The organism is Bacillus infantis (assembly GCF_050107595.1).
Taxonomy (GTDB): Bacteria; Bacillota; Bacilli; order Bacillales; family Cytobacillaceae; genus Bacillus_AB; species Bacillus_AB infantis_C.
In genome coordinates this window covers 44834-65273 of record NZ_JBNILH010000001.1, presented here as the reverse complement: position 1 = coordinate 65273, position 20440 = coordinate 44834, and the positions used below count along the sequence as shown (strand labels likewise).

19 protein-coding genes and 1 riboswitch are annotated in these 20440 nt (G+C 46.7%); of the genes, 9 read left to right on the top strand and 10 right to left on the bottom strand.

Annotated elements, in window-relative coordinates:
• Positions 1-19: 19 nt before the first annotated feature.
• On the bottom strand, positions 20-1339 hold the full coding sequence (locus tag ACQCVH_RS00415; RefSeq protein WP_426833978.1) for a GntP family permease: 1320 nt from the start codon (positions 1337-1339) through the stop codon (positions 20-22).
• A 320-nt stretch (positions 1340-1659) separates the two neighbouring features.
• Entirely contained in the window at positions 1660-3024 is a 1365-nt protein-coding gene (locus ACQCVH_RS00410; protein WP_426833977.1) for a sigma-54 interaction domain-containing protein, read from the bottom strand.
• A gap of 92 nt (positions 3025-3116) precedes the next feature.
• Between ACQCVH_RS00410 and ACQCVH_RS00405 the strand changes: the two genes are divergently transcribed.
• On the top strand, positions 3117-3413 hold the full coding sequence (locus ACQCVH_RS00405) for a hypothetical protein (RefSeq protein ID WP_426833976.1): 297 nt from the start codon (positions 3117-3119) through the stop codon (positions 3411-3413).
• Positions 3414-3543: 130 nt separating this feature from the next.
• On the opposite strand, the gene ACQCVH_RS00400 is transcribed toward ACQCVH_RS00405, so the two are convergent.
• A complete protein-coding gene (locus tag ACQCVH_RS00400; protein ID WP_426833975.1) occupies positions 3544-4731 on the bottom strand; it encodes an MDR family MFS transporter in 1188 nt (395 codons plus the stop codon).
• Positions 4732-4977: 246 nt separating this feature from the next.
• On the opposite strand from ACQCVH_RS00400, the gene ACQCVH_RS00395 reads away from it, so the two are divergent.
• Entirely contained in the window at positions 4978-5781 is an 804-nt protein-coding gene (locus ACQCVH_RS00395; RefSeq protein WP_426833974.1) for an alpha/beta fold hydrolase, read from the top strand.
• A gap of 39 nt (positions 5782-5820) precedes the next feature.
• On the opposite strand, the gene ACQCVH_RS00390 is transcribed toward ACQCVH_RS00395, so the two are convergent.
• Positions 5821-6003 (bottom strand): glycogen biosynthesis protein GlgD, encoded by a 183-nt coding sequence (locus ACQCVH_RS00390; protein WP_224898268.1) that lies wholly within the window; start codon positions 6001-6003, stop codon positions 5821-5823.
• Positions 6004-6015: 12 nt separating this feature from the next.
• Entirely contained in the window at positions 6016-6279 is a 264-nt protein-coding gene (locus ACQCVH_RS00385) for a YtzC family protein (RefSeq protein WP_426834426.1), read from the bottom strand.
• Positions 6280-6622: 343 nt separating this feature from the next.
• Between ACQCVH_RS00385 and mnmL the strand changes: the two genes are divergently transcribed.
• Both mnmL and mnmM read left to right on the top strand, forming a co-directional pair.
• Positions 6623-7594: a tRNA modification radical SAM protein MnmL/YtqA gene (mnmL, locus tag ACQCVH_RS00380; RefSeq protein ID WP_426833973.1), complete on the top strand. Its 972-nt coding sequence runs from the start codon at positions 6623-6625 to the stop codon at positions 7592-7594.
• A gap of 103 nt (positions 7595-7697) precedes the next feature.
• Positions 7698-8270 (top strand): tRNA 5-(aminomethyl)-2-thiouridylate-methyltransferase MnmM, encoded by a 573-nt coding sequence (gene mnmM, locus ACQCVH_RS00375; protein ID WP_426833972.1) that lies wholly within the window; start codon positions 7698-7700, stop codon positions 8268-8270.
• A 150-nt stretch (positions 8271-8420) separates the two neighbouring features.
• Here mnmM and ACQCVH_RS00370 read toward each other — a convergent pair whose 3' ends face one another.
• Together ACQCVH_RS00370 and ACQCVH_RS00365 are read right to left on the bottom strand one after the other, a co-directional pair.
• Positions 8421-9512, bottom strand: coding sequence for a tetraprenyl-beta-curcumene synthase family protein (locus tag ACQCVH_RS00370; RefSeq protein WP_426833971.1), 1092 nt, complete (start codon positions 9510-9512; stop codon positions 8421-8423).
• 11 nt (positions 9513-9523) lie between these two features.
• A complete protein-coding gene (locus ACQCVH_RS00365) occupies positions 9524-10327 on the bottom strand; it encodes an alpha/beta hydrolase (protein ID WP_426833970.1) in 804 nt (267 codons plus the stop codon).
• A 168-nt stretch (positions 10328-10495) separates the two neighbouring features.
• Here ACQCVH_RS00365 and ACQCVH_RS00360 point away from each other — a divergent pair, with 168 nt between their 5' ends.
• Both ACQCVH_RS00360 and ACQCVH_RS00355 read left to right on the top strand, forming a co-directional pair.
• Entirely contained in the window at positions 10496-11008 is a 513-nt protein-coding gene (locus ACQCVH_RS00360; protein ID WP_426833969.1) for a gamma carbonic anhydrase, read from the top strand.
• A gap of 118 nt (positions 11009-11126) precedes the next feature.
• Positions 11127-12002, top strand: coding sequence for a C39 family peptidase (locus ACQCVH_RS00355; RefSeq protein ID WP_426833968.1), 876 nt, complete (start codon positions 11127-11129; stop codon positions 12000-12002).
• Here the strand turns inward: ACQCVH_RS00355 and asnB are convergent.
• The 3 genes from asnB to ACQCVH_RS00340 all read right to left on the bottom strand — a co-directional run bounded on the left by asnB (position 11999) and on the right by ACQCVH_RS00340 (position 16521).
• A complete protein-coding gene (gene asnB / locus ACQCVH_RS00350; protein WP_426833967.1) occupies positions 11999-13903 on the bottom strand; it encodes an asparagine synthase (glutamine-hydrolyzing) in 1905 nt (634 codons plus the stop codon). The genes ACQCVH_RS00355 and asnB overlap by 4 nt on opposite strands.
• 328 nt (positions 13904-14231) lie before the next feature.
• Positions 14232-15431 carry a methionine adenosyltransferase gene (gene metK, locus ACQCVH_RS00345; RefSeq protein ID WP_426833966.1) on the bottom strand — a complete coding sequence of 400 codons (1200 nt, stop codon included), beginning with the start codon at positions 15429-15431 and terminating at the stop codon, positions 14232-14234.
• A gap of 430 nt (positions 15432-15861) precedes the next feature.
• A riboswitch (SAM riboswitch) is annotated at positions 15862-16040 on the bottom strand.
• Positions 16041-16155: 115 nt separating this feature from the next.
• Positions 16156-16521: a thiol-disulfide oxidoreductase DCC family protein gene (locus tag ACQCVH_RS00340; protein ID WP_426834425.1), complete on the bottom strand. Its 366-nt coding sequence runs from the start codon at positions 16519-16521 to the stop codon at positions 16156-16158.
• 369 nt (positions 16522-16890) lie between these two features.
• Between ACQCVH_RS00340 and qoxA the strand changes: the two genes are divergently transcribed.
• The 3 genes from qoxA to qoxC are packed head-to-tail and all read left to right on the top strand — an operon-like array spanning position 16891 to position 20437.
• On the top strand, positions 16891-17847 hold the full coding sequence (qoxA, locus tag ACQCVH_RS00335) for a cytochrome aa3 quinol oxidase subunit II (protein WP_426833965.1): 957 nt from the start codon (positions 16891-16893) through the stop codon (positions 17845-17847).
• 41 nt (positions 17848-17888) lie between these two features.
• Positions 17889-19841 carry a cytochrome aa3 quinol oxidase subunit I gene (gene qoxB, locus ACQCVH_RS00330; protein WP_224898249.1) on the top strand — a complete coding sequence of 651 codons (1953 nt, stop codon included), beginning with the start codon at positions 17889-17891 and terminating at the stop codon, positions 19839-19841.
• The gene (gene qoxC, locus ACQCVH_RS00325) at positions 19841-20437 is read left to right on the top strand and encodes a cytochrome aa3 quinol oxidase subunit III (RefSeq protein WP_426833964.1); all 597 of its coding nucleotides are present in this window, start codon (positions 19841-19843) and stop codon (positions 20435-20437) included. Before qoxB ends, qoxC begins: the two co-directional genes overlap by 1 nt.
• Positions 20438-20440: the final 3 nt, after the last annotated feature.

The window sequence follows — 20440 nt, the reverse complement described above, 5'->3', positions numbered from 1 at the left end:
CCTTCCTGTCCCGAAAATGTTATATGCCCAGCCCAAACGAGAATAAAAAAATTGCCAATGCCAGGCCGAGCAGAGGGACGATGACTGTTACAATGCCGACAGCTCCGTATGCATCCTGGTGGGTCTCTCCGCAGATAGATCTGACCGTAGTAACTACATAGCCATTATGCGGCAGGGAATCCAGTGCACCCGATGATATGGCCGCCACACGGTGCAATGCCTCAGGGTTGACACCCATATCCATATAGTGCGGCGCAATCAGCGGCAGGGCGATTACCTGGCCTCCGGATGCGGAGCCAGTCATCCCGGCGATGACACTGACCGCGATTGCTCCCCCGATCAGAGGGCTTCCGGGGATATCTGTCATAAAGTCGACCGCTGTCTGGAACGCAGGCACTGCCTTGGCCACCCCGCCAAACCCGACGACCGCGGCAGTATTGCCGATGGCAATAAGCGCTCCAAGCGTCCCCTCGGAAACAGCATTCCAGAAATTCCTGAAGTACTTCCTATTCAGCAGATAAGTAGCGATGACTCCACCCAATAAAGCTATAATAAGTGCGGATTGTGCGAGTGAGTCATGAAAAATAAAGGCAATGACCAGCACGACTGCCAAAGGCAGGACTCCCATTACAGGATGCGGAAGCTCTTTTTTCTCTGCCACCGGATCTGTTTCCCTGGAAATAAAGGTTTCACCCTTGTTGACGGCTTTCGTAATGATCCTTTTCAGCCACCAGTATCCGAAGATCATCATAAAGGCTGCAACGATAAGGCTGACCTCCCAGCCGGCGTACGGGGATGTCCCCAAGTGTTCGATCGGGATCCAGTTCTGGATTTCAGGAGATCCCGCAGAAGTCATAGTGAAGGTGACCGACCCAAATGCAAGAGCAGCCGGAATGAAGCGGCGCGGAAGATTGGCCTGCTTAAAAAGACTCAATGCCATCGGGTAGACAGAAAATGCCACGACGAACAAACTTACGCCTCCATATGTCAAGACCGCACAGGATGCAACTATGGCAAGGACCGCATATTTCATTCCCAGCTTTCCAACAATCAATTCAGCGACACTGTCGGCTGCACCGCTGTCCTCCATCACTTTTCCAAAAATGGCGCCGAGCAGGAACATCAGATACCAGGATGTTACAAACCCGGAAAAGCCGGTCATATAATTCCCTACCAGGTTGGCCTCCCCTTCGCCCGCCAACTGCGGAAACAATGGCATCCCGCTCAATACAGCAACAAACAGAGCTGAAAGCGGCCCGACAACAAGCAGGTTCATTCCCCTCATCGTCAGGAATATCAGGAGGGCAAGGCCTCCTATCAATCCAATCATACTGAGCATTCGTTTTCCCCCTTATTCATTCTCTTTTTGAAATCGTTTACATTTATATGAAAGCTTCCTCCCTTCTCAAAAATTTGTCTGCATATAATCCAATGCAAGATGTGTGCCAGGTGTCCGAAAAAAGCAACTGCGTTGAAAAGATGGTTATTCTGTGAACTATTTTTCCGGATTCCCGGAAAAATAGTTTTCCTATAAAAATTCCAAAGGTTCTAGATTACTAGATTAATGCCTTCTTTAAACAAGCATGAGGAACCTATGTCTCCTTTTCATAAAAAAACAAAAGTCCGGAAACCCGGAATGCTTTCCGGTTTTCCGGACTGCTAGATTTCCAGTCCGTATTTTTTCACCTTTTCATAAAAAGTCGACTTGCTGATGCCTAACATCTCAGCAGCTTTCAGTTTATCATCCTTATACTTATCCAGGCTCTGCGCCAGTACTCTCTTCTCTGTCTCTTCTAGGATTTCCTTCAGTTTTCTCGTCCCGATCGGGAGAACGGCCCTTTCCCGCAAATATTCTGGAAGCGATTCCTTCTGGATTCGTTCATCGCTGGTCAGGTAGATGGATGCTTCCATTACATTTTCTATTTCCCTTATGTTTCCCGGCCAGCTGTAGGCCCGGAAGATCTGGCGCACCTCTTCATCTATGCCCGTTATTCTCTTGCCGGACTTTTTAGTAATTTTTCCTGTAAAATAGTCGACCAGCTTATCAAGGTCTTCCAATCGTTCTCTAATGGGCGGAATGAAAAACGGAACAACATTTATTCTGTAAAACAAATCCTCCCTGAATCGTTTTTCCTCCATCATTTTCTCCAGCGGCCTGTTTGTCGCGGCAATGATCCGGACATCAACTGAGATGGGCTTAACAGAACCCACAGCCTCTACCTCACCTTCCTGAAGAACGCGAAGAAGCTTAACCTGCATATTGGCCGGCATATCGCCGATTTCATCCAAAAATAAAGTCCCTCCGTGCGCCAGCTGGAACTTCCCCTTCTTCCCGCCCTTTTTCGCTCCGGTAAAAGCTCCCTCCTCATATCCGAAAAGCTCGGATTCAAGAAGATGCTCAGGTATCGCACCGCAATTGATTTTGACAAAAGGCTGATGGCTTCGCGCACTGAGCTGATGGATACTGTGGGCAAAAAGCTCTTTTCCAGTCCCGCTTTCACCCCTGATCAAAATGGAGATATCGCTGGAAGCGATCATTTTGACTTTTTCCTTCAGGCTGGCGATCTGCTTTGATTCTCCCAAGATGTCCTCAAGGCTGTATTTCACCCCGCTGTCGATATGCTGGATATAATTCTGGATTTTGTTCAGCAGGCTTTTGACATGGCTGTTCATCTTCATCCATTCCTGTGTATCACGGAAAAAGACAGTTCCGAATGCGCCGATGATTTCTCCGCCTGACAGTATCGGCATTCTGTTGGCAATCATATAATTCCCTTTTATATACTGAAGATCTGCCACTTCTTCCTTCCCGGTTGCTGCAACGATATGCATTCGTGTATTTTCAATCACACCTGTCACATGCCGGCCGATCACTTCATCACGTTCACAGCCGATAAACTCGCAATAGTTGCGGTTGATGTAGATGATATTGCCTTCCTTATCGACCACAACCAGCCAGCCGAAGGCATTTTCAACAATCGTTTCCAGGACTTCGTATGGAAGCTCCATTAATGTTTTGTTCATCTGCTTCTCCCTTTAACTCTAATCTTACTTCGGATTTTATCACATTTTTCTGATAATAAAGGAAGGAGATAAAAATAATTGGAAAAGCTGGTTTGGCGTATCTTTTTGATAAAACAATATTTTTGTTCTTTCAAAATGGTTCTAATTGCCATCAAAGTGTAAAAAGCCTGTTCATTGGAGTGCAAGGCACGCAGACTCCTCATAAAATGCATGCGCATTTTTCTCGTGCGATGAAAATACAAGGAAGAGTATTCAACGTCCTGCGGGAGTGCAGCGGCAATGCTGAGACCCCGCAGGCGCGGAGCGATGAGGAGGCTCAGCGTCGCCCCGCGGAAAGCGAAGTGCCTGGAACGGAAATGAACCCCCTGTCTTACCGCCCTCCTTTGTGAATAAAAATTTCAAAGGACACGTGGAAGAAGGCTGTCCAGAAATGCGTGAAACAGAGTCTTCCACGGCTGAGACCAAATCCATATGGGCACTAACACAGCCAAATAGAAAAAAAGCGCCGGAATCCGGCGCTTAGGATGCTCGAACAGTCATTTCTTCCGACTGCTTCAGCTTTTTATCATACATAATGGTTGTAAAGATGGAAATGACCAGGAGTCCAATCAATACGGAGAACAGCATGCCCATCCCATTCATATCTACAAGGGTTCCTCCAAGAAGCGGCCCAATCATGCGGCCGCCGGTCGCCGTACTGTTGACGATTCCCTGGTAGAAGCCTTCCCGCCCTTTTGGGGCAAGGTCATTGGCGATAGTCGGCACAGCCGGCCAAATGAGCATTTCGCCGATTGTCAGGATGACCATGGAAGCAATGAATGCAGAGAATTGCTCAGCAGAAGCAGCCAGGGCAAACGAAACGATGAATATAATGATCCCGGTAATGATCTGGGTCTTCAGATTCTTGCCGAGTTTTTTCAGAATTGCATTTAAGAACGGCTGTCCAAGGACGATAAGCGCTCCATTGATGGTCCACAGCAGGCTGTATTGCTTCAGGGAAATATTAATTTCCTGTGTATATGCCGCAATCGTGGACTGCCACTGGACATAGCCGACCCAGCACAACAGATAGCCTGCACAAAGGATCAATAATGCGTATAGCTTGGCATGGTTCTTGATCCTTTTATTCTCCTTCAGGACAGATGTCTGGTTTCCGGTAATTGTCTGAATCCCTTTATAGCCAAAGACAGCTATCAGAAGGAACAGTATATACATCAATGCATTCGCAAGAAAAATCAATTGGAAAGAATAGGAGGCGACAAGCCCCCCAAGAGCTGCTCCAACCGCAACCCCCAAATTCTGTGCCACATAAATGGCGTTGAAGGATTTCCTGCCGCCTTCCTTCCAAACCGATCCGGCCATGGCATACATTGACGGAAAGACAATCCCGGATCCGAATCCGATGACAGTCAGAAAGATCACATAATGCGGCCATCCATGCCAGATGGTTAGGCCAGTAAGAGACAATAAAGTAATTCCTATTCCAAGGAGGATCGATTTATATCCCCCGATTTTATCAAAAAGATATCCGCCGTATAAATTTCCGGCAACACTGGCTGCAGAATTGAGCATCAGCACAATCCCCGCAACCGACAGCGACTTGCCCAGATGATCGTGAATGTATATGGCATTAAGAGGCCACAAAAAAGAAGAGCCTGTTACATTCACCGCCATCCCTATAATTAAAAGCCAGAGGGCACGAGGCATGAAAAACGCTCCTTTGCTTAAATGATATTTCGAACACCAAAACAATTCTAGTGGTTTTTACCCTTCCCTGCAATAGAAAAGTTTCATGTTTTTTCGCCTAATGCTGCCAGGAAATGAATAAAAATAAATAGAAGAAAATAACGTCCGGTCCAGCGGCTGTTTTCCTCAATGAAAAACAGGCGGAAAACCTGTATAGTCCATGGGTTTATATTCACTTTTCATCTGAAAAATAAAGGAGGATTTTTCATGCCAAGGGCAGCCATCAGCGAATCACTTGAATTATATTATGAGGAGTCCGGCAGCGGGACGCCTGTCATTTTTATACATGGCGTCTGGATGAGCAGTGCTTTTTTCCAAAAGCAGATTGGAAGGATTTCCGGTGCGAGGACTATTGCAGTCGATATGAGGGGACATGGCAAATCAGGCCAGCCTCATTCCGGCCATACCATTTCTTCGTATGCCAGGGATCTCCACGGCTTTATGGAGAAGCTTGAATTAAAGGATGTGGTCCTTGCCGGCTGGTCAATGGGGGCATTTGTCGTCTGGGAATATATTAAGCAGTTCGGCGAGGAGAACCTCAAGGGTACGATCATTGTGGATGAATTGCCATCTGATTTTAGATGGCCGGATTTTCCGATGGGCGCATTTGATATGCCAACCCTAATCCATTTCATGCAGGAAATTCAAAATAACAGAAGGGAGTTCGTAAGCGGATTTCTGCCATTGATGTTCAAGGAGAGCATTAAAGAAAACGATTTAGAATGGATGATGGATGCTGTTACAGCGATGCCTGAATCAATTGCATCAAGCATCTTATTCGATCAATCAATCGTTGACTACCGGCCGCTCTATCCCACCCTGAAAAAGCCGTCCCTGCTCTGCTATGGCAGGGAAGAAAAACTGATTCCGGTGGCGGCTGGCCAATATATACAAGAGCATAGCACTGATTCTGAGCTGATCATCTTTGAAAACAGCTGCCATTGCCCCTTCCTTGAAGAAGCTGATTTATTCAATAAAACGGTGGAACGTTTCCTTGCCAGGATTGGATAACAGGTTAAGCCGGCTCATTCAGGATGAGCCGGCTTATTTTTATGAAAGCTGTTCAGGTTCGGGATGCTGCTTCGACTTAATGGGCTGGCTCCCAAGATTTTTTTCATATTTCTTTTTTGATTCTTTTACAGGATCATAATCCCTGCCAATCTCAATATCCTGGTTATTGATGCCGTTTCGTGTCTTTTGTTCGGGATTATTCTGCTTTGAACGTTTTTTCATCATGCTTCCCCCTTAATGCCTGAGCAGTGTCATGCTGTTCTGAAGCTGCTGCAGCTGAAGCCTCATCCTGTGGAGCTGCTCCCGCTGCTGTGCATTGGCGCTATGGGCAAGATCTGCCATATCATTGAAAGCAGCCTCCAGCCCCTGCATCGCATCAGCATATTCATGGTTGTTATAGTGTTCCTGCATGCTCGCCTGCTGGTATTGCTCATTTGCATTTCTTATCGCATCTTCACACTGCTGAAGAAATTGCTCTACAGATTGACGGGTAGCCATCATATACCCTCCTTATAAATCTCAGTGGAGAAGCTTAAGCTTCCCTTATAGTGTGTTTCACGGGCACATTTCTATCACAGACTTAAGGCGGGAAATCATGGCAGCCAACTCCTCCCAAACGGCTGACTGGCAAAAATTTTTTAACAGTTGCTTTGGTAAACATTGTTGTTGATTTTGGGCTCATTTATCCGGAAAATCACTGCTGAAAGGCGTTGAAACAAATTTTCACACGTATGAGTCCAAAATCCACCACAGTAAATACTGCATGCCTCTTCAATTTGATTTATGGTAAAATCCATTATAGAAAAGCGGATGTCCGCGTTTATCAAAGGAGGTGTCTGACATGAATCAGGCCAATCCTTTTTCATTTGCCTCAGACAATAAAAGATACCACACGTGGAATTACCATCTCCGCCAGGTTTTTGGCCATAAAGTCTTCAAGGTGGCTCTTGACGGAGGTTTTGACTGCCCGAACCGTGACGGTACACGTGCCTTTGGCGGCTGTACATTCTGCAGTGCCGCCGGCTCCGGCGACTTTGCCGGCAATCGGGCTGATGATCTGGAAAACCAATTTAATGAAATCAAGCAGAAGATGCATCATAAATGGAAGGACGGCAAGTATATGGCTTACTTCCAGGCCTTCACCAACACACATGCACCTGTCGAAGTATTGAGAGAGCGCTACGAAAAGGTGCTTGCACAGGAAGACGTAGTCGGCCTGTCGATAGCAACGCGCCCTGACTGCCTTCCTGATGATGTCATCGAATATCTGGCTGAACTGAACGAAAGAACTTACCTGTGGGTGGAACTTGGCCTGCAGACAGTGCATGAGAAGACGGCCCTGCTGATCAACAGAGCGCATGATTACCAATGCTATATCGACGGTGTCAGCAAGCTCCGCAGGCATGGCATCCGCGTCTGTTCACATATCATTAACGGCCTTCCGCTTGAAACGCCGGACATGATGATGGAGACGGCCCGAGAGGTATCCAAACTTGACGTTCAGGGAATAAAGATTCACCTGCTCCATCTGCTGAAAGGAACGCCGATGGTCAAGCAGTATGAAAAAGGAATGCTGGAATTCCTCTCCCAGGAAGACTATATCCGGCTCGTCTGCGATCAGCTTGAAATCCTTCCTCCAGAAATGATTATTCACCGGATAACAGGGGATGGCCCAATCAATCTGATGATCGGCCCGATGTGGAGCGTCAATAAATGGGATGTCCTTAATTCCATTGATGCCGAGCTTAAGCGCCGCGGCAGCTGGCAGGGGAAATATTATAAACAGCCTTCAGAAACCGGTGCTTTACAGTAAATTCGTGTTCACATCAGCTGCACCGGCAATTCATCGGTGCAGCCTGTTTTGTCTTTATAGCTTATACCAATAATACATACTGCTATGCAATTGGAGGTTTGTCATGAAACTTGAGAGAATTCTTCCCTACGCCAGAACCATCCTTGAGAAAGCGGTAAGTCCCGGGGATGTCGTTGTTGACGCCACTCTTGGCAATGGCCATGATGCCCTTTTCCTGGCCAATCTGGTCGGTCCGAATGGGCGGGTATATGGGTTTGACATCCAGGAACAGGCTATACAAAATAGCAGGATCCGCTTATCCGGGCATGGCATGGAAGAGCGCGCAACGCTTTTCCACAGCGGCCATGAACAGCTCCTGGAATGCATACCGCCTGTCCATCATAAAAAAATAACTGCAGCCGTCTTCAATCTGGGCTATCTGCCAGGAAGCGACAAAACTGTGGTCACCCGTCCGCGAACAACCATTTCTGCAATTGAACAGCTCCTGGAAGTCATGCCGCCAGAAGCGGTCATCGTCCTGGTGATCTACCATGGGCATTTTGAAGGGGCTGTTGAAAGGGACTATCTCCTGCGATATGTTAAAACAATTGAGCAGGAGCGCGCCCATGTCCTGCAATACCAATTCATCAACCAGGCCAATAAACCGCCTTTTATTATTGCCATTGAAAAAAGATGAAAGCCTGCCGCTGTGCAGGCTTCTTTGTTATATCGCTGCAATGAACGGGCGGAGAAACACTGCGGAGCATGGCAAGACGGGGCCAGTTTTATTATTCTCCTGATTCAATGAAAACAGCGCTGCCTAAGACAGCGCTGTACGATGACAATTTTATAAAAGCAGCCTGGCCAATCCTGCAGGCACCCATTTCTGTACGGTCCGATAGGCCCTTCCATTTACATAAAAGAAATAGCTGACTGGACCGCCTGTTTTTATGATATGGCGGGCCAGGCGGCGTACATGCTTTTGCCTGCGCACTTTTTCATCGGAAAGGTAAATGCCGAGCAGCCCCCTGTTGATAAGCCGGTGGAAGCTTTTGTGCGGCAGTCCTTCAATATGCTTATCCGCCTCGGCAATAAAATGCTGCAATCGTGCAAAAAGCTGCTGTTCATCCTGATAATAGAAGCAGAAATTCAAGTCTCCGCCCTCCAGGTCTTCCTCCTGGTCGATCAGGTAATCGAGGAGGATATGAAGTCCCTGGATATAAGGGAAATAGCCGTGGCGGATCTTTGCTGCATCCTCCTCGGCAAATTCATCAGACAGGGCGAAGGACACAAGACTGAAAATGCCGAGTGTAGAGCCGGAACAGGCTGAAAATTCATACCATTCCATTTCAGGCACAAGTCCCCTGTATTCTGCATGCCAATTTTGCAGCCTCGGGACACGTTCTTCGAGACAGACATGTTTATGAATCTGCAGATCGGAGTAATAGCGGCAAAGCTCCTTCAAATAAGAGCGGATGCTTTCATAATGCCTGCAGCCCCTCAGCATCCCCCGGCAGGCGCCGGCCAATTCTGCGAGATACCCGCCGTCCTCTTTCTCCTGCCGCTCCCGGTAGTAATCACCTGCTCCCGGCTCAAGGGAAAGGGCATCATCCATTGCCTCATGAAGAGCGGAGAAATCAGCAGGGTCCTGGGAAGTGCTTCGGTCACAAAGATTATCCAGATAATCGCTGACCGTCTGATAGGCGACAATGAAACGGACTGCCTCCTTGTACCGGTCCTTGGCCAAAAGGGCCATGATGGCGCCTCCCTCGCAGTGGAAGGCTTTATGGCCGATGCTTGCCAGCGCCTGCTTTCTAAGCTCCGGATCAGGGATGTTTTCTGCTCTTTCCCTCCAGTACGCCAGCTCGCGGTGGACTTCAGGGATTATTTTTTTATATACCTTTGTCATTAAAGGAATCGGCATGGAAGGTACAGTCATTTTAACACCTCTTACACAAGGTAGCCGAGCGTTTTCAGCTGGCTGTCGACAAAGTCCTTGGCATATTCGAAAATTTCTTCCCGTTCCGGTTCATTGAAGATTTCATGATAGCATTTAGGCCATTCCTTGAATCTTTTTTCAGACAAGGGCGCCTGATTGAACCAGTTTTTGACCGTCGCTTTATTGACAATCTTGTCCTCCCCTCCCTGCATGACAAGCATGGGGATATCCTGTGTCTTTTCCTGATTTTCAAAAGCGAGCTTTATGGCATGGACCAGCTCCCTGTACCATCTGACAGACACCTTTGTCACATAAAGGCTGTCATTCAGATCTGCCTCCTGGACATCCTTGTTTCTTGTGGCCATGTCAATCGTCAGCCCGGAACTCATCCTGAGGCTCGGCGCCACTCTATTAAGCCCGTAAGATAAAAGATTCAGCATACCGGATGGCTTTTGGATCAGCCCAAGGCATGGCGAGGATAAGATGATCCCCGCCAGATTCATCCGCTCTTCCTGAAGCAGCCTGATCGAGGCAAGGCCCCCCATGCTGTGCCCGAGCAGAAATACCGGCAGTTCAAACTGATAGGCAGCCTGGATCCAGTCCTTAATTTCAAATATGTATTCATCAAAGGAGTCAATATGGCCTCTTCTTGATCTGGTTGTCATGCCCTGGCCGGGAAGATCGCCCATAATTACATGAAAACCGGATAAGCGCCACATTTCGATAAGCCAGCCGTATCGGCGATGATGCTCCATGGCGCCATGGACCATAACGATAACCGCTTTAGCCTCACCTTCAGCTTCCCATTTCCACATAGTCTTCCTCCTGTTAGTACACAAATTTTCTACTTGCATTATCCTATAACCTGAAGCTATTTGCCAAATGGCAGCTTCGGCTGAAAAAAACAATCTTCTAAAAAAAATGGCGGCCTGCTCTGACAAAAGATGATAAAATCTAACTATTACAACTAGGGAGTGTATAAAATGATATACCCATATAAAGGGAAGACGCCCCGCATTTCGCCGACAGCGTACATCGCTGATTATGCGACCATCACCGGGGATGTTGAAATAGGGGACGAATCCAGCATCTGGTTCAATACGGTTATCCGCGGCGATGTAGCTCCGACAATCATCGGCAAAAAAGTAAATGTGCAGGACAATTCCGTCCTTCACCAAAGCCCTGGCAGCCCGCTTATCATTGAAGATGAAGCGACCATCGGCCACCAGGTCATCCTTCACAGCTGCACCATCCGCAAAAAAGCGCTGGTCGGCATGGGCTCCATCATCCTCGACAACGCCGAAATCGGGGAAGGCGCCTTTATCGGGGCCGGCAGCCTTGTAGCTCAGGGCAAGAAGATCCCGCCCAATACGCTGGCATTCGGAAGGCCAGCCAAGGTAATCAGGGAACTGACAGAAGAGGATATTAAGGATATGGAGCGGATCAGCCGCGAATATGCCGAAAAGGGCCAGTATTATAAGTCGCTCAAAGACTAGAAGGCGGCTGCAGTACGGACAGGCTAGTTACTTTATAGTTACCCTATTGGAAAAAACTTATGCTTATCAGCAAAAAGCGGCTGAATGGGCTGGAACAAGACAACACAGGGTGGTGCAAATGAATTATCTCTTAATTGTTATTCTATTGCTGCTGATCTTTTTTCTTTCTCTTCTTTTTAAAGCGAAGAAAGGGAAACGGCTCGTCAGCCCTTTTATTCTATTTATCTTCATTGCTGTTCTTCTTGCAGGAGCCATGGCCATTGACCATAATCAGCCAGGTTCACCAGGGGGAATTGCGGACCGGGTAAAGTCATGGATCAGGTCTCCTTTGACCTCAGCAAGTTCCTTTTTAGACAAGACGCTTGACCGGCCCATCATAAAAATTAAGGATGAGGTGCTGCTTGACGCCCCTGCCCTGCATCAGCTCCCGGAGCTTCCGCGGGGCTGCGAGGTCACAAGTCTCGGCATGCTGCTGCAGCATGCCGGGGTTCAGGCAGATAAAATGACGCTCGCAAAGGAAATAGAAAAAGAACCGACTCCCTACAAAAAGGAGAATGGCAAAGTATATTACGGCCATCCGAACGACGGCTTCATCGGGGACATGTATTCACTTGATGGGCCCGGTCTTGGTGTGTACCACAAGCCGGTCAAGGATCTGGCCGAAAAGTACCTGCCTGGCGATATAATCGATTTGACCGGTTCTGACTTTACAGAGCTGAAAACGCATCTATCAGATGGACAGCCTGTCTGGGTGATTACGAATACGGCCTATCAGAAACTGTCTCCCGACTATTTCCAGACATGGGAGACGCCAAGCGGGCCGGTTGAGATCACTTATAAAGAACATTCAGTCCTGATCACCGGATATGATTCCGAATATGTATATTTCAACGATCCGCTCACAGGAGAGAAAAATAAAAAAGCACCCATTGATGGCTTTGAAGAAGCCTGGGTGCAGATGGGAAGACAGGCAATTACCTATCTTTCCCGCTAGCCTTTCATTGGCTGAAAGGATGGTTCGCTGATCAGTTCCTTTTCAAATGAGTATTTCTTTTCGACATACACATCATGCCAGAGCATAAACATGAGCACAGTCCATATTTTCCGGCTGTTGTCTGCTTTATCCTGGCAGTGGTCTTCAAGAAGCTTCAGAACATAATCTTTGTTGAGCAAATGATCCGTGCTGCTTTCGCGGATTATTTTTTTTGCCCACCCGTTCATCTCGTCCTTCAGCCAGTGGCGGATCGGGACAGGGAAGCCAAGCTTCTTCCGGGTAAGCACATGATCAGGCACAACGCCTTCCGCTGCTTTTCTCAGGATATATTTTGTCGTTCCATTGGCCGTCTTCAGGCTTGTAGGAATCCTTGATGCCACATTGAATACCTCTTTATCAAGGAATGGCACGCGAAGCTCAAGGGAATGGGCCATGGTCATTTTATCAGCCTTCAGTAAAATATCGCCGCGCATCCAGGTGTGGATGTCGATATACTGCATGCGGTCCACCGGATCATAGCCGCGGCTTTCAGCATATAAAGGCCTCGTGATATCTTTATAATCGATACCGTTCTGATAGACGCCAAGGAGGCTGCGCTTTTCTTCTTCAGTGAACATCTTGGCATTTCCGATATACCTTTCTTCCATCGGCGTCACGCCGCGTTCAATGAAGCTTTTGCCTTTCATGCCCTCCGGCATCATCTTAGCAATCAGCCTCAGGAAGGCTTTCCCAACCTGCGGTATTTTATTGAACATTTCAAGCGACTGAGGCTCGCGGTAAATATTATATCCGCCGAAAAGCTCATCCGCACCTTCGCCTGATAGGACGACCGTTACATGCTTCCTTGCTTCACGGGCAACGAAGTACAAAGGCACACAGGCCGGATCTGCGAGCGGATCGTCCATATGCCACATGATCCTGGGCAATTCGTCCATATACTCCTGCGGTGTGATCACATAGCTGATATTTTCAACACCAAGCTTATCCGCTGTTTCTTTGGCTACATCAATTTCGCTGAACCCGTTCCGCTCAAAACCGACGGAAAAAGTCTTGATATTTGGATGGTACTGTTTTGCAATGGATGCAATGATGGAAGAATCAATGCCTCCGGACAGGAAAGAACCGACCGGTACATCGCTTCGCATATGCATTTTAACAGAATCGAACAGGACGTCTTTAATTTCTTTCACAAATTCAGGCTCAGACTTTTGGACAGGCTGGAAAGATGCTTTCCAATAGCGTTTGATGTCCATCGGAGAACCGATTTTCTTTGTGAAATAATGGCCTGGTTCAAGCTTATGGATGCCCGCGGACATTGTTTCCGGCTCCGGGACAAACTGGTAGGTCAAATAGTGCTGAAGAGACTCATAGTTAAGGACGTCGTTTTCCAGCGCCATCAGGATACTTTTCTTTTCAGAAGCAAAGAATGTTTTCCCATCATTCTCGAGGTAGAAGAAAGGCTTGATCCCGAAATGATCCCTTGCTCCGTACAAGGACTGCTCCTGTTTATCCCAGATGACAAATGAGAACATCCCGCGGAGTTTTTCGACCGATTTTTCCTTCAGGTGGCTGTAAAGCGCAATAATTACTTCTGTATCTGAATTCGTCTCAAACGTAAGGCCTTCTTTTAAAAGTTCTTCCCGAAGCTCCACATAGTTGTAGACTTCGCCGTTGAAAATGATCCAGTATCTTTCATTTTCATAGGTCAGCGGCTGGTGGCCGCATTCGATGTCAATGATGCTCAGGCGGCGGAAGCCGAACTGAATATGCTCATCATTATAATAGCCTGCATCATCAGGCCCCCTGTGGGTAATAATATTATTCATATTTTCAAACTGCTGCTTTTGCGCATCGTTCAGAACTTGCGCATCTTCATGGACACAGCCGATAAAACCGCACATTATGTAGTTCACCTTCTTCAATTTAGTCAAAATCCCATTCCGTCTGAAAAAAAACAGCGGAAGGCACTCATGCCGGTGCAGTGTCTGCCCGGCCAGCCATAATCTGCAATATCACACATTGTTTCCCCAAAAAACATACTCTCTAATACTACCATTAAACCTGAAAAAATGGCACTATCAACATAAAAAACGGGCAGGGGAAAAATTAGGCATTTACATGAATTATGCACAGATTATCAGGCCGGTAAACACTCCTATCCTCTTAGACGAAATATAAAAGCGGGAGTTGCATATTTCAGCACTCCCGCTTTTTCTGTACATTTAAGGATTATTTTCCAGCCTGCTGACGCAGGGCATCTGCTTTGTCAGTGCGCTCCCAAGGAAGATCAACATCTGTACGGCCGAAATGTCCGTAAGCTGCAGTCTGCTTGTAGATAGGGCGGCGCAGGTTCAGCATATTGATGATGCCTGCCGGGCGAAGATCAAAGTTATCGCGGACAAGATCGACAAGCGTATCTTCGCTTACAGTTCCTGTTCCGAATGTATCTACTGAAATGGAAACCGGCTGCGCTACACCGATGGCATAGGCAAGCTGCACTTCAACCTTATCAGCAAGGCCTGCAGCGACGATATTCTTCGCTACATAGCGGGCTGCATAAGCTGCTGAACGGTCAACCTTTGTAGGATCCTTGCCGGAGAAAGCGCCTCCGCCGTGGCGCGCGTATCCGCCGTAGGTATCAACAATGATTTTGCGGCCAGTCAAACCTGCATCCCCTTGAGGTCCGCCAATAACAAAACGGCCAGTAGGGTTGATGAAGTATTTTGTATTTTCATCGATCAGTTCTTTTGGAACGACCGGATTGATGACATGTTCTTTCAGGTTTCGCTGGATTTGCTCCAGGCTGATTTCAGGATGATGCTGTGTAGAGATGACAATAGTATCGATTCGTACCGGCTTGTCGTTCTCATCATACTCAACAGTCACCTGTGTCTTACCATCCGGACGCAGATACGGAAGAATCTCTTCTTTGCGCACTTCTGTCAGGCGGCGTGATAATTTGTGTGCCAGGGAAATCGGAAGAGGCATAAGCTCTTTCGTTTCATTGCAGGCAAAGCCGAACATAAGACCCTGGTCCCCTGCGCCGATCGCTTCGATTTCTTCATCTGACATTTGGCCTTCACGCGCTTCAAGCGCCTGATCGACACCCATTGCAATGTCAGCTGACTGCTCATCAATGGAAGTCAATACGGCACATGTTTCGGAATCAAAGCCGTATTTAGCACGGGTATAGCCGATTTCCTTGATTGTTTCGCGGACAAGCTTTGGAATATCAACATATGTAGATGTTGTAATTTCACCTGCAACAAGGACTAATCCTGTTGTAACAGATGTTTCAGCAGCAACGCGGGCATTTGCGTCTTTTGCTAAGATAGCGTCTAAAATAGCATCAGAAATCTGGTCACAGATTTTATCCGGATGACCTTCAGTAACTGATTCAGAAGTAAACAAACGGCGTTTATTTGACATCTGATTTCCTCCTTATTTATAAGAATAGAGTGAGGTTCTTATCCGGCGCTACACCTTATTCTTCCCCTCGGATTGATACGGTACTCATTCCCTAAGTAGTATTGAATAAACATGGAGTTTTTATCCCGCTCTCGCGTATGCATTGCTTCACAATCTGCATAACCGGCTGGTTCCATTCACAGGGGCCTCCCGTCTCAGGCAAGTGCTGAACAGGCAGGTGCACGCTGATTCAGATAACCGGTCAAAGGCATTATATATAAGCCAGGCTCAATAAGATTGTATGATGTTATCCTGTTAAATGCATAGCCATTGTAAATCAGCTTTATGCAAAAACTACCATAATATGCAATTAAAAGACTTCCCTCAAAATGCAAAATAAAAAACCTTCCCAAAGTGAAAAGGTTGAAAGCAAAATGATTCGCGCCTTTCACTCTTATCGTTCAAGGAATCTTCCTTGCATCAGGTTAGCACCTTTGCTAAAAACAGACCATTGCTGGCTGGTAATTTGAACCGTTATGCTCTTTTCAGCATATATCCGTTTTCAAAAAGCATCATTAGCAGGTTGCTGGGTTTCATCGGGCCTGTCCCTCCACCAGCTCGGGATAAGAGAGTATCCGTTCAAGGTAAAATCATAACGTAATGATGTAGTGGCGTCAATCATTTTCTCCGCTATAAAGAGAAGAAATTCACCCTGGATCAGCTTTATATCTGATATGGGAATTAATCACAGGGAACAGCTGCCATCCTTGCATTTCTTCCTAATCAATTTATGTCTGTTCCGTGCAATCCACCGGTATACCGGAACCCCGGCTGCAGATGCAAAAGGAAGGTGCATAAAGAGCCCGAAAACGGAGGTAAGGGGAAACAGCAGCAGCAGCTTTCTTACCGCATAAAAACCCTTCAGAACCTTCTTTTCAGGAGTAATAATATGAAGCTCTTTCCTCAGCTCCCTGCTGCTGAACTGTGTTTCTCCATGCTCCTGTTCATATTTTTGGAGTGAAACCCAGTCTACCCTGTGAAACAGGTCAAGCTTTTGGAAAGATTTCTTTGTCATCTGGCAAAGCTGGCAAGTATTGTCGTAAAGGGCCATCGTTTTCACATTACCATCTCCCGCCTGTGATATCGCGCATTTTATTAAATTTTACCATACCTTTCAATCATTTTAGAAGCAGTGTAAACTTATATCTATATAATATATGTTTCATTAGAAAAGTGCCCCGCCTGCTTAGCTGCAGAAGTTTTCCCCGCCCTTGGCAAGCCCCTCTAATTTGTGTTGTGCAAATAATATGCCGCAAAGTTCGGAAAGAATTTCTATCTTCTTGAACAATTTGTGACACCTTTCACATTCTATTGAATTACCCTTTAAAATTGCTTATGATGATAACAGATTGTGAACTATGTAACATATACACTATTATTATGTTATTAAACTTTCAGCCATTGAGAAAGGGGCTTATCCATGAAAAAGAAATATTCTTTGCTTTTAGGAATATTTACAATCATTACTATTCTATCAGGCTGTGAGCCGCTGATGGTTCTGGATCCCAAAGGGCCTCAGGCCGCCATCCAGGCAAAGGACATCATCCTGTCAACAGCAATCATGTCTGTCATCGTTCTTGTGGTTTTTGCCATGCTTGCTTACATGCTTTATAAATACCGCTCTTCGAAGCAAAGCAAGGATTATGAACCGCCGCATATTAAAGGAAACCTTCTCGTCGAAGCGGTCTGTGTCGGAATTCCTGTCCTGATCGTTATTTTCCTTTCGGTCGTATCCACACAAAGCAACTATAAAGTGGAATCAGCCCCGACAGGATACGGCGACAAAGAGCCTTTAGTCGTATATGCATCATCTTCTAACTGGAAATGGCATTTCAGCTACCCAGAAGAAGATATCGAAACAGTCAACTATCTATATGTCCCGACTGACCGCCCGCTTGAATTTAAGCTGTATTCATACGGACCAATTACAAGCTTCTGGATTCCGCAGCTTGGCGGACAAAAGTATGCCATGGCCGACATGGTCAATACGCTGCATCTGGCCGCAGATGAACCTGGCGAGTATATGGGGCGCAATGCCAACTTCAATGGAAAAGGGTTTGCTGAAAATACCTTTAATGTAACAGCCATGCCGCAGGAAGAATTTGACCAATGGGTTGATGACGTCAAAGAGACGGCTGAGCCTCTCACAGAAGAAAAATTCGATGAACTGCTTGAACCAGGGCATCTTGGACAATCGACTTATACCGGGACACATCTTGATTTCATGCCTGCTCCTGAAGGCGAGCATGGCGGCCATAACCATGGTTCCAGCTCTGACAGTGATGACGCTGAATCAGATCATGAACATCATGAGAATATGGATATGGAAGAGGACGGGTCTGGCGACAATGGCCACTCAGAACATGAAGGCCATTAATAAGAACAGACCCGCTACCCTAGAAAGGAGTTTTAAATCCTATGGAATTCTTTGAACGTTTTGCCATTCCGCATCCAAGCCCTGTTATCTATGCGTCAATGGTTGCTATAGGTTTAACGGTTATTGCCATTATTGCAGGCTTGACCTATTTCAAAAAATGGGGCTATCTGTGGAGAGAATGGCTGACAACAGTCGACCATAAACGGATTGGGATCATGTATCTGATTTCCGCCCTGCTCATGCTTTTCCGAGGCGGCGCAGATGCCATCATGATGCGCGCCCAGCTGGCTGTGCCGGACAATACACTTCTTGACGCACAGCACTATAATGAAATCTTTACAACACACGGAACAGTAATGATCCTGTTCATGGCAATGCCATTCATCATGGCATTCATGAACTTTGTCGTGCCGCTTCAGATCGGGGCACGGGACGTTGCTTTCCCTAAGCTTAATGCACTCAGCTTCTGGCTCTTCTTCATGGGTGCCATGCTGCTGAACATCTCATTCGTTATCGGCGGTTCGCCTGATGCCGGCTGGACTTCCTATTTCCCGCTTGCAGGCACTGAGTTCAGTGAATCAGTCGGAACGAACTATTATATGTTCTCACTGCAGATCGCAGGTTTGGGTACTTTGATGACAGGTATCAATATGGTAACTACCATCCTCAGGATGCGCGCGCCTGGCATGACATTGATGAAGATGCCAATGTTCACATGGTCTTCTCTTGTTGCCAGCATTATTATCGTATTTGCTTTCCCTGTACTGACTGTTGCTCTTGCAATGGGATCTCTTGACAGATTATTTGCCACTAACTTCTTTACAACCAGCAATGGCGGTATGGATATGCTGTGGGCAAACTTCTTCTGGGTATGGGGACACCCTGAGGTATACATTCTGATACTTCCTGCTTTCGGTATATACAGCGAGATTATCTCAACGTTTGCACGCAGGAATCTATATGGCTATAAATCAATGGTAGGATCCATGGTGATCATTTCACTCTTGTCCTTCCTTGTCTGGACCCACCACTTCTTTACAATGGGCCAGGGAGCTTTGACAAACAGTATTTTCTCTATTACAACCATGGCGATTGCTGTGCCGACCGGAGTTAAGATCTTCAACTGGCTTCTTACGCTCTGGAAAGGGAAAATCACGATTACGACGCCAATGCTGTATTCCCTTCTTTTCATCCCGATTTTCACAATCGGCGGGGTAACAGGCGTCATGCTTGGGATGTCAGCGGCGGATTACCAGTATCATAATACCATGTTCCTGGTTGCCCACTTCCACATGGTTATCATCCCGGGTGTTGTATTCGCGATGCTTGCCGGATTCCATTTCTATTGGCCAAAAATGTTCGGCTATATTCTGAACGAAAAGATCGGAAAGCTGACTGCATGGATCATTTCCATGAGTACACTCCTTGCTTTCATGCCGATGTTCTTCTCAGGCTTGGACGGACAGGCACGCCGTGCGTACACTTATTCCGAAGCTACAGGATACGGCATCTGGAATATGCTTTCCTTTATAGGAGCTGCAGGCCTTGCTGTCGGATTTGCCTTGATTGTTTACAATGTGTACTACAGCACACGCTACGCTTCAAGAGATATCGGTTCAGATCCTTGGGATGCACGTTCTCTTGAGTGGGCGACAAACACACCGGTGCCGGTTTATAACTTCGCCGTGCTGCCTGAGGTGAAGACTTCTGAAGGTCTCTGGGATGCGAAAAAGCACGGGCATAACCTGTTCCCTGGCAAGTACGAAGAAATTCATATGCCGAATAACAGCGGTTTGCCATTTATCTTAAGCTGCATCTTCTTTGTATGGGGCTTCTCCTTCATCTTTGCTATGTGGATCCCAGTCATCATTGCAACGATCGGCATCTTTGCCTGCATGGCAGTATGGTCGTTCCAAAAAGATTATGGCTACCATATACCGGTTAAGGAAATCGAAAAAACTGAAAATGAAACTAATATGCGGGGTGCTAACTAATGAAAATAGATCACTCGCTGCCGCTTGAATTCAGTACTGAAGAAAATAAAACGAAGATATTAGGATTCTGGATTTTCCTTGGTGCGGAAATCATGCTTTTCGCAACACTCTTTGCCGGATATTTTACCTTGGTGGACAGGACCGGAAACGGTCCGTCTGCTGGTGAAATCTTTGAGATCTCACCAGTATTGATTGAGACATTTGTTCTATTAACGAGCAGCTTTACGATCGGGCTGGCCATTCACGCCATGAGGCTCGGCAATAAAAAAGCGATGCTTGCATTCTTTGGTATTACCATCCTTCTTGGACTTGGATTCCTGAGTGTAGAAATTTACGAGTTCATACACTATGTCCATATCGGTGCAGGACTTCAGACAAGCGCCTTTACAGCAATCCTGCTTACAACGCTGGGGACTCACGGACTCCACGTCACGTTCGGGATTTTCTGGGGACTGGCAATCATGCTGCAGGTGAAAAAACGCGGATTAAATCCCCACACTGCCAATAAGTCATTCATCTTTTCACTGTATTGGCACTTCCTTGATGTTGTGTGGATCTTCATCTTCAGCTTCATTTACCTGAAAGGACTGATGTAAACA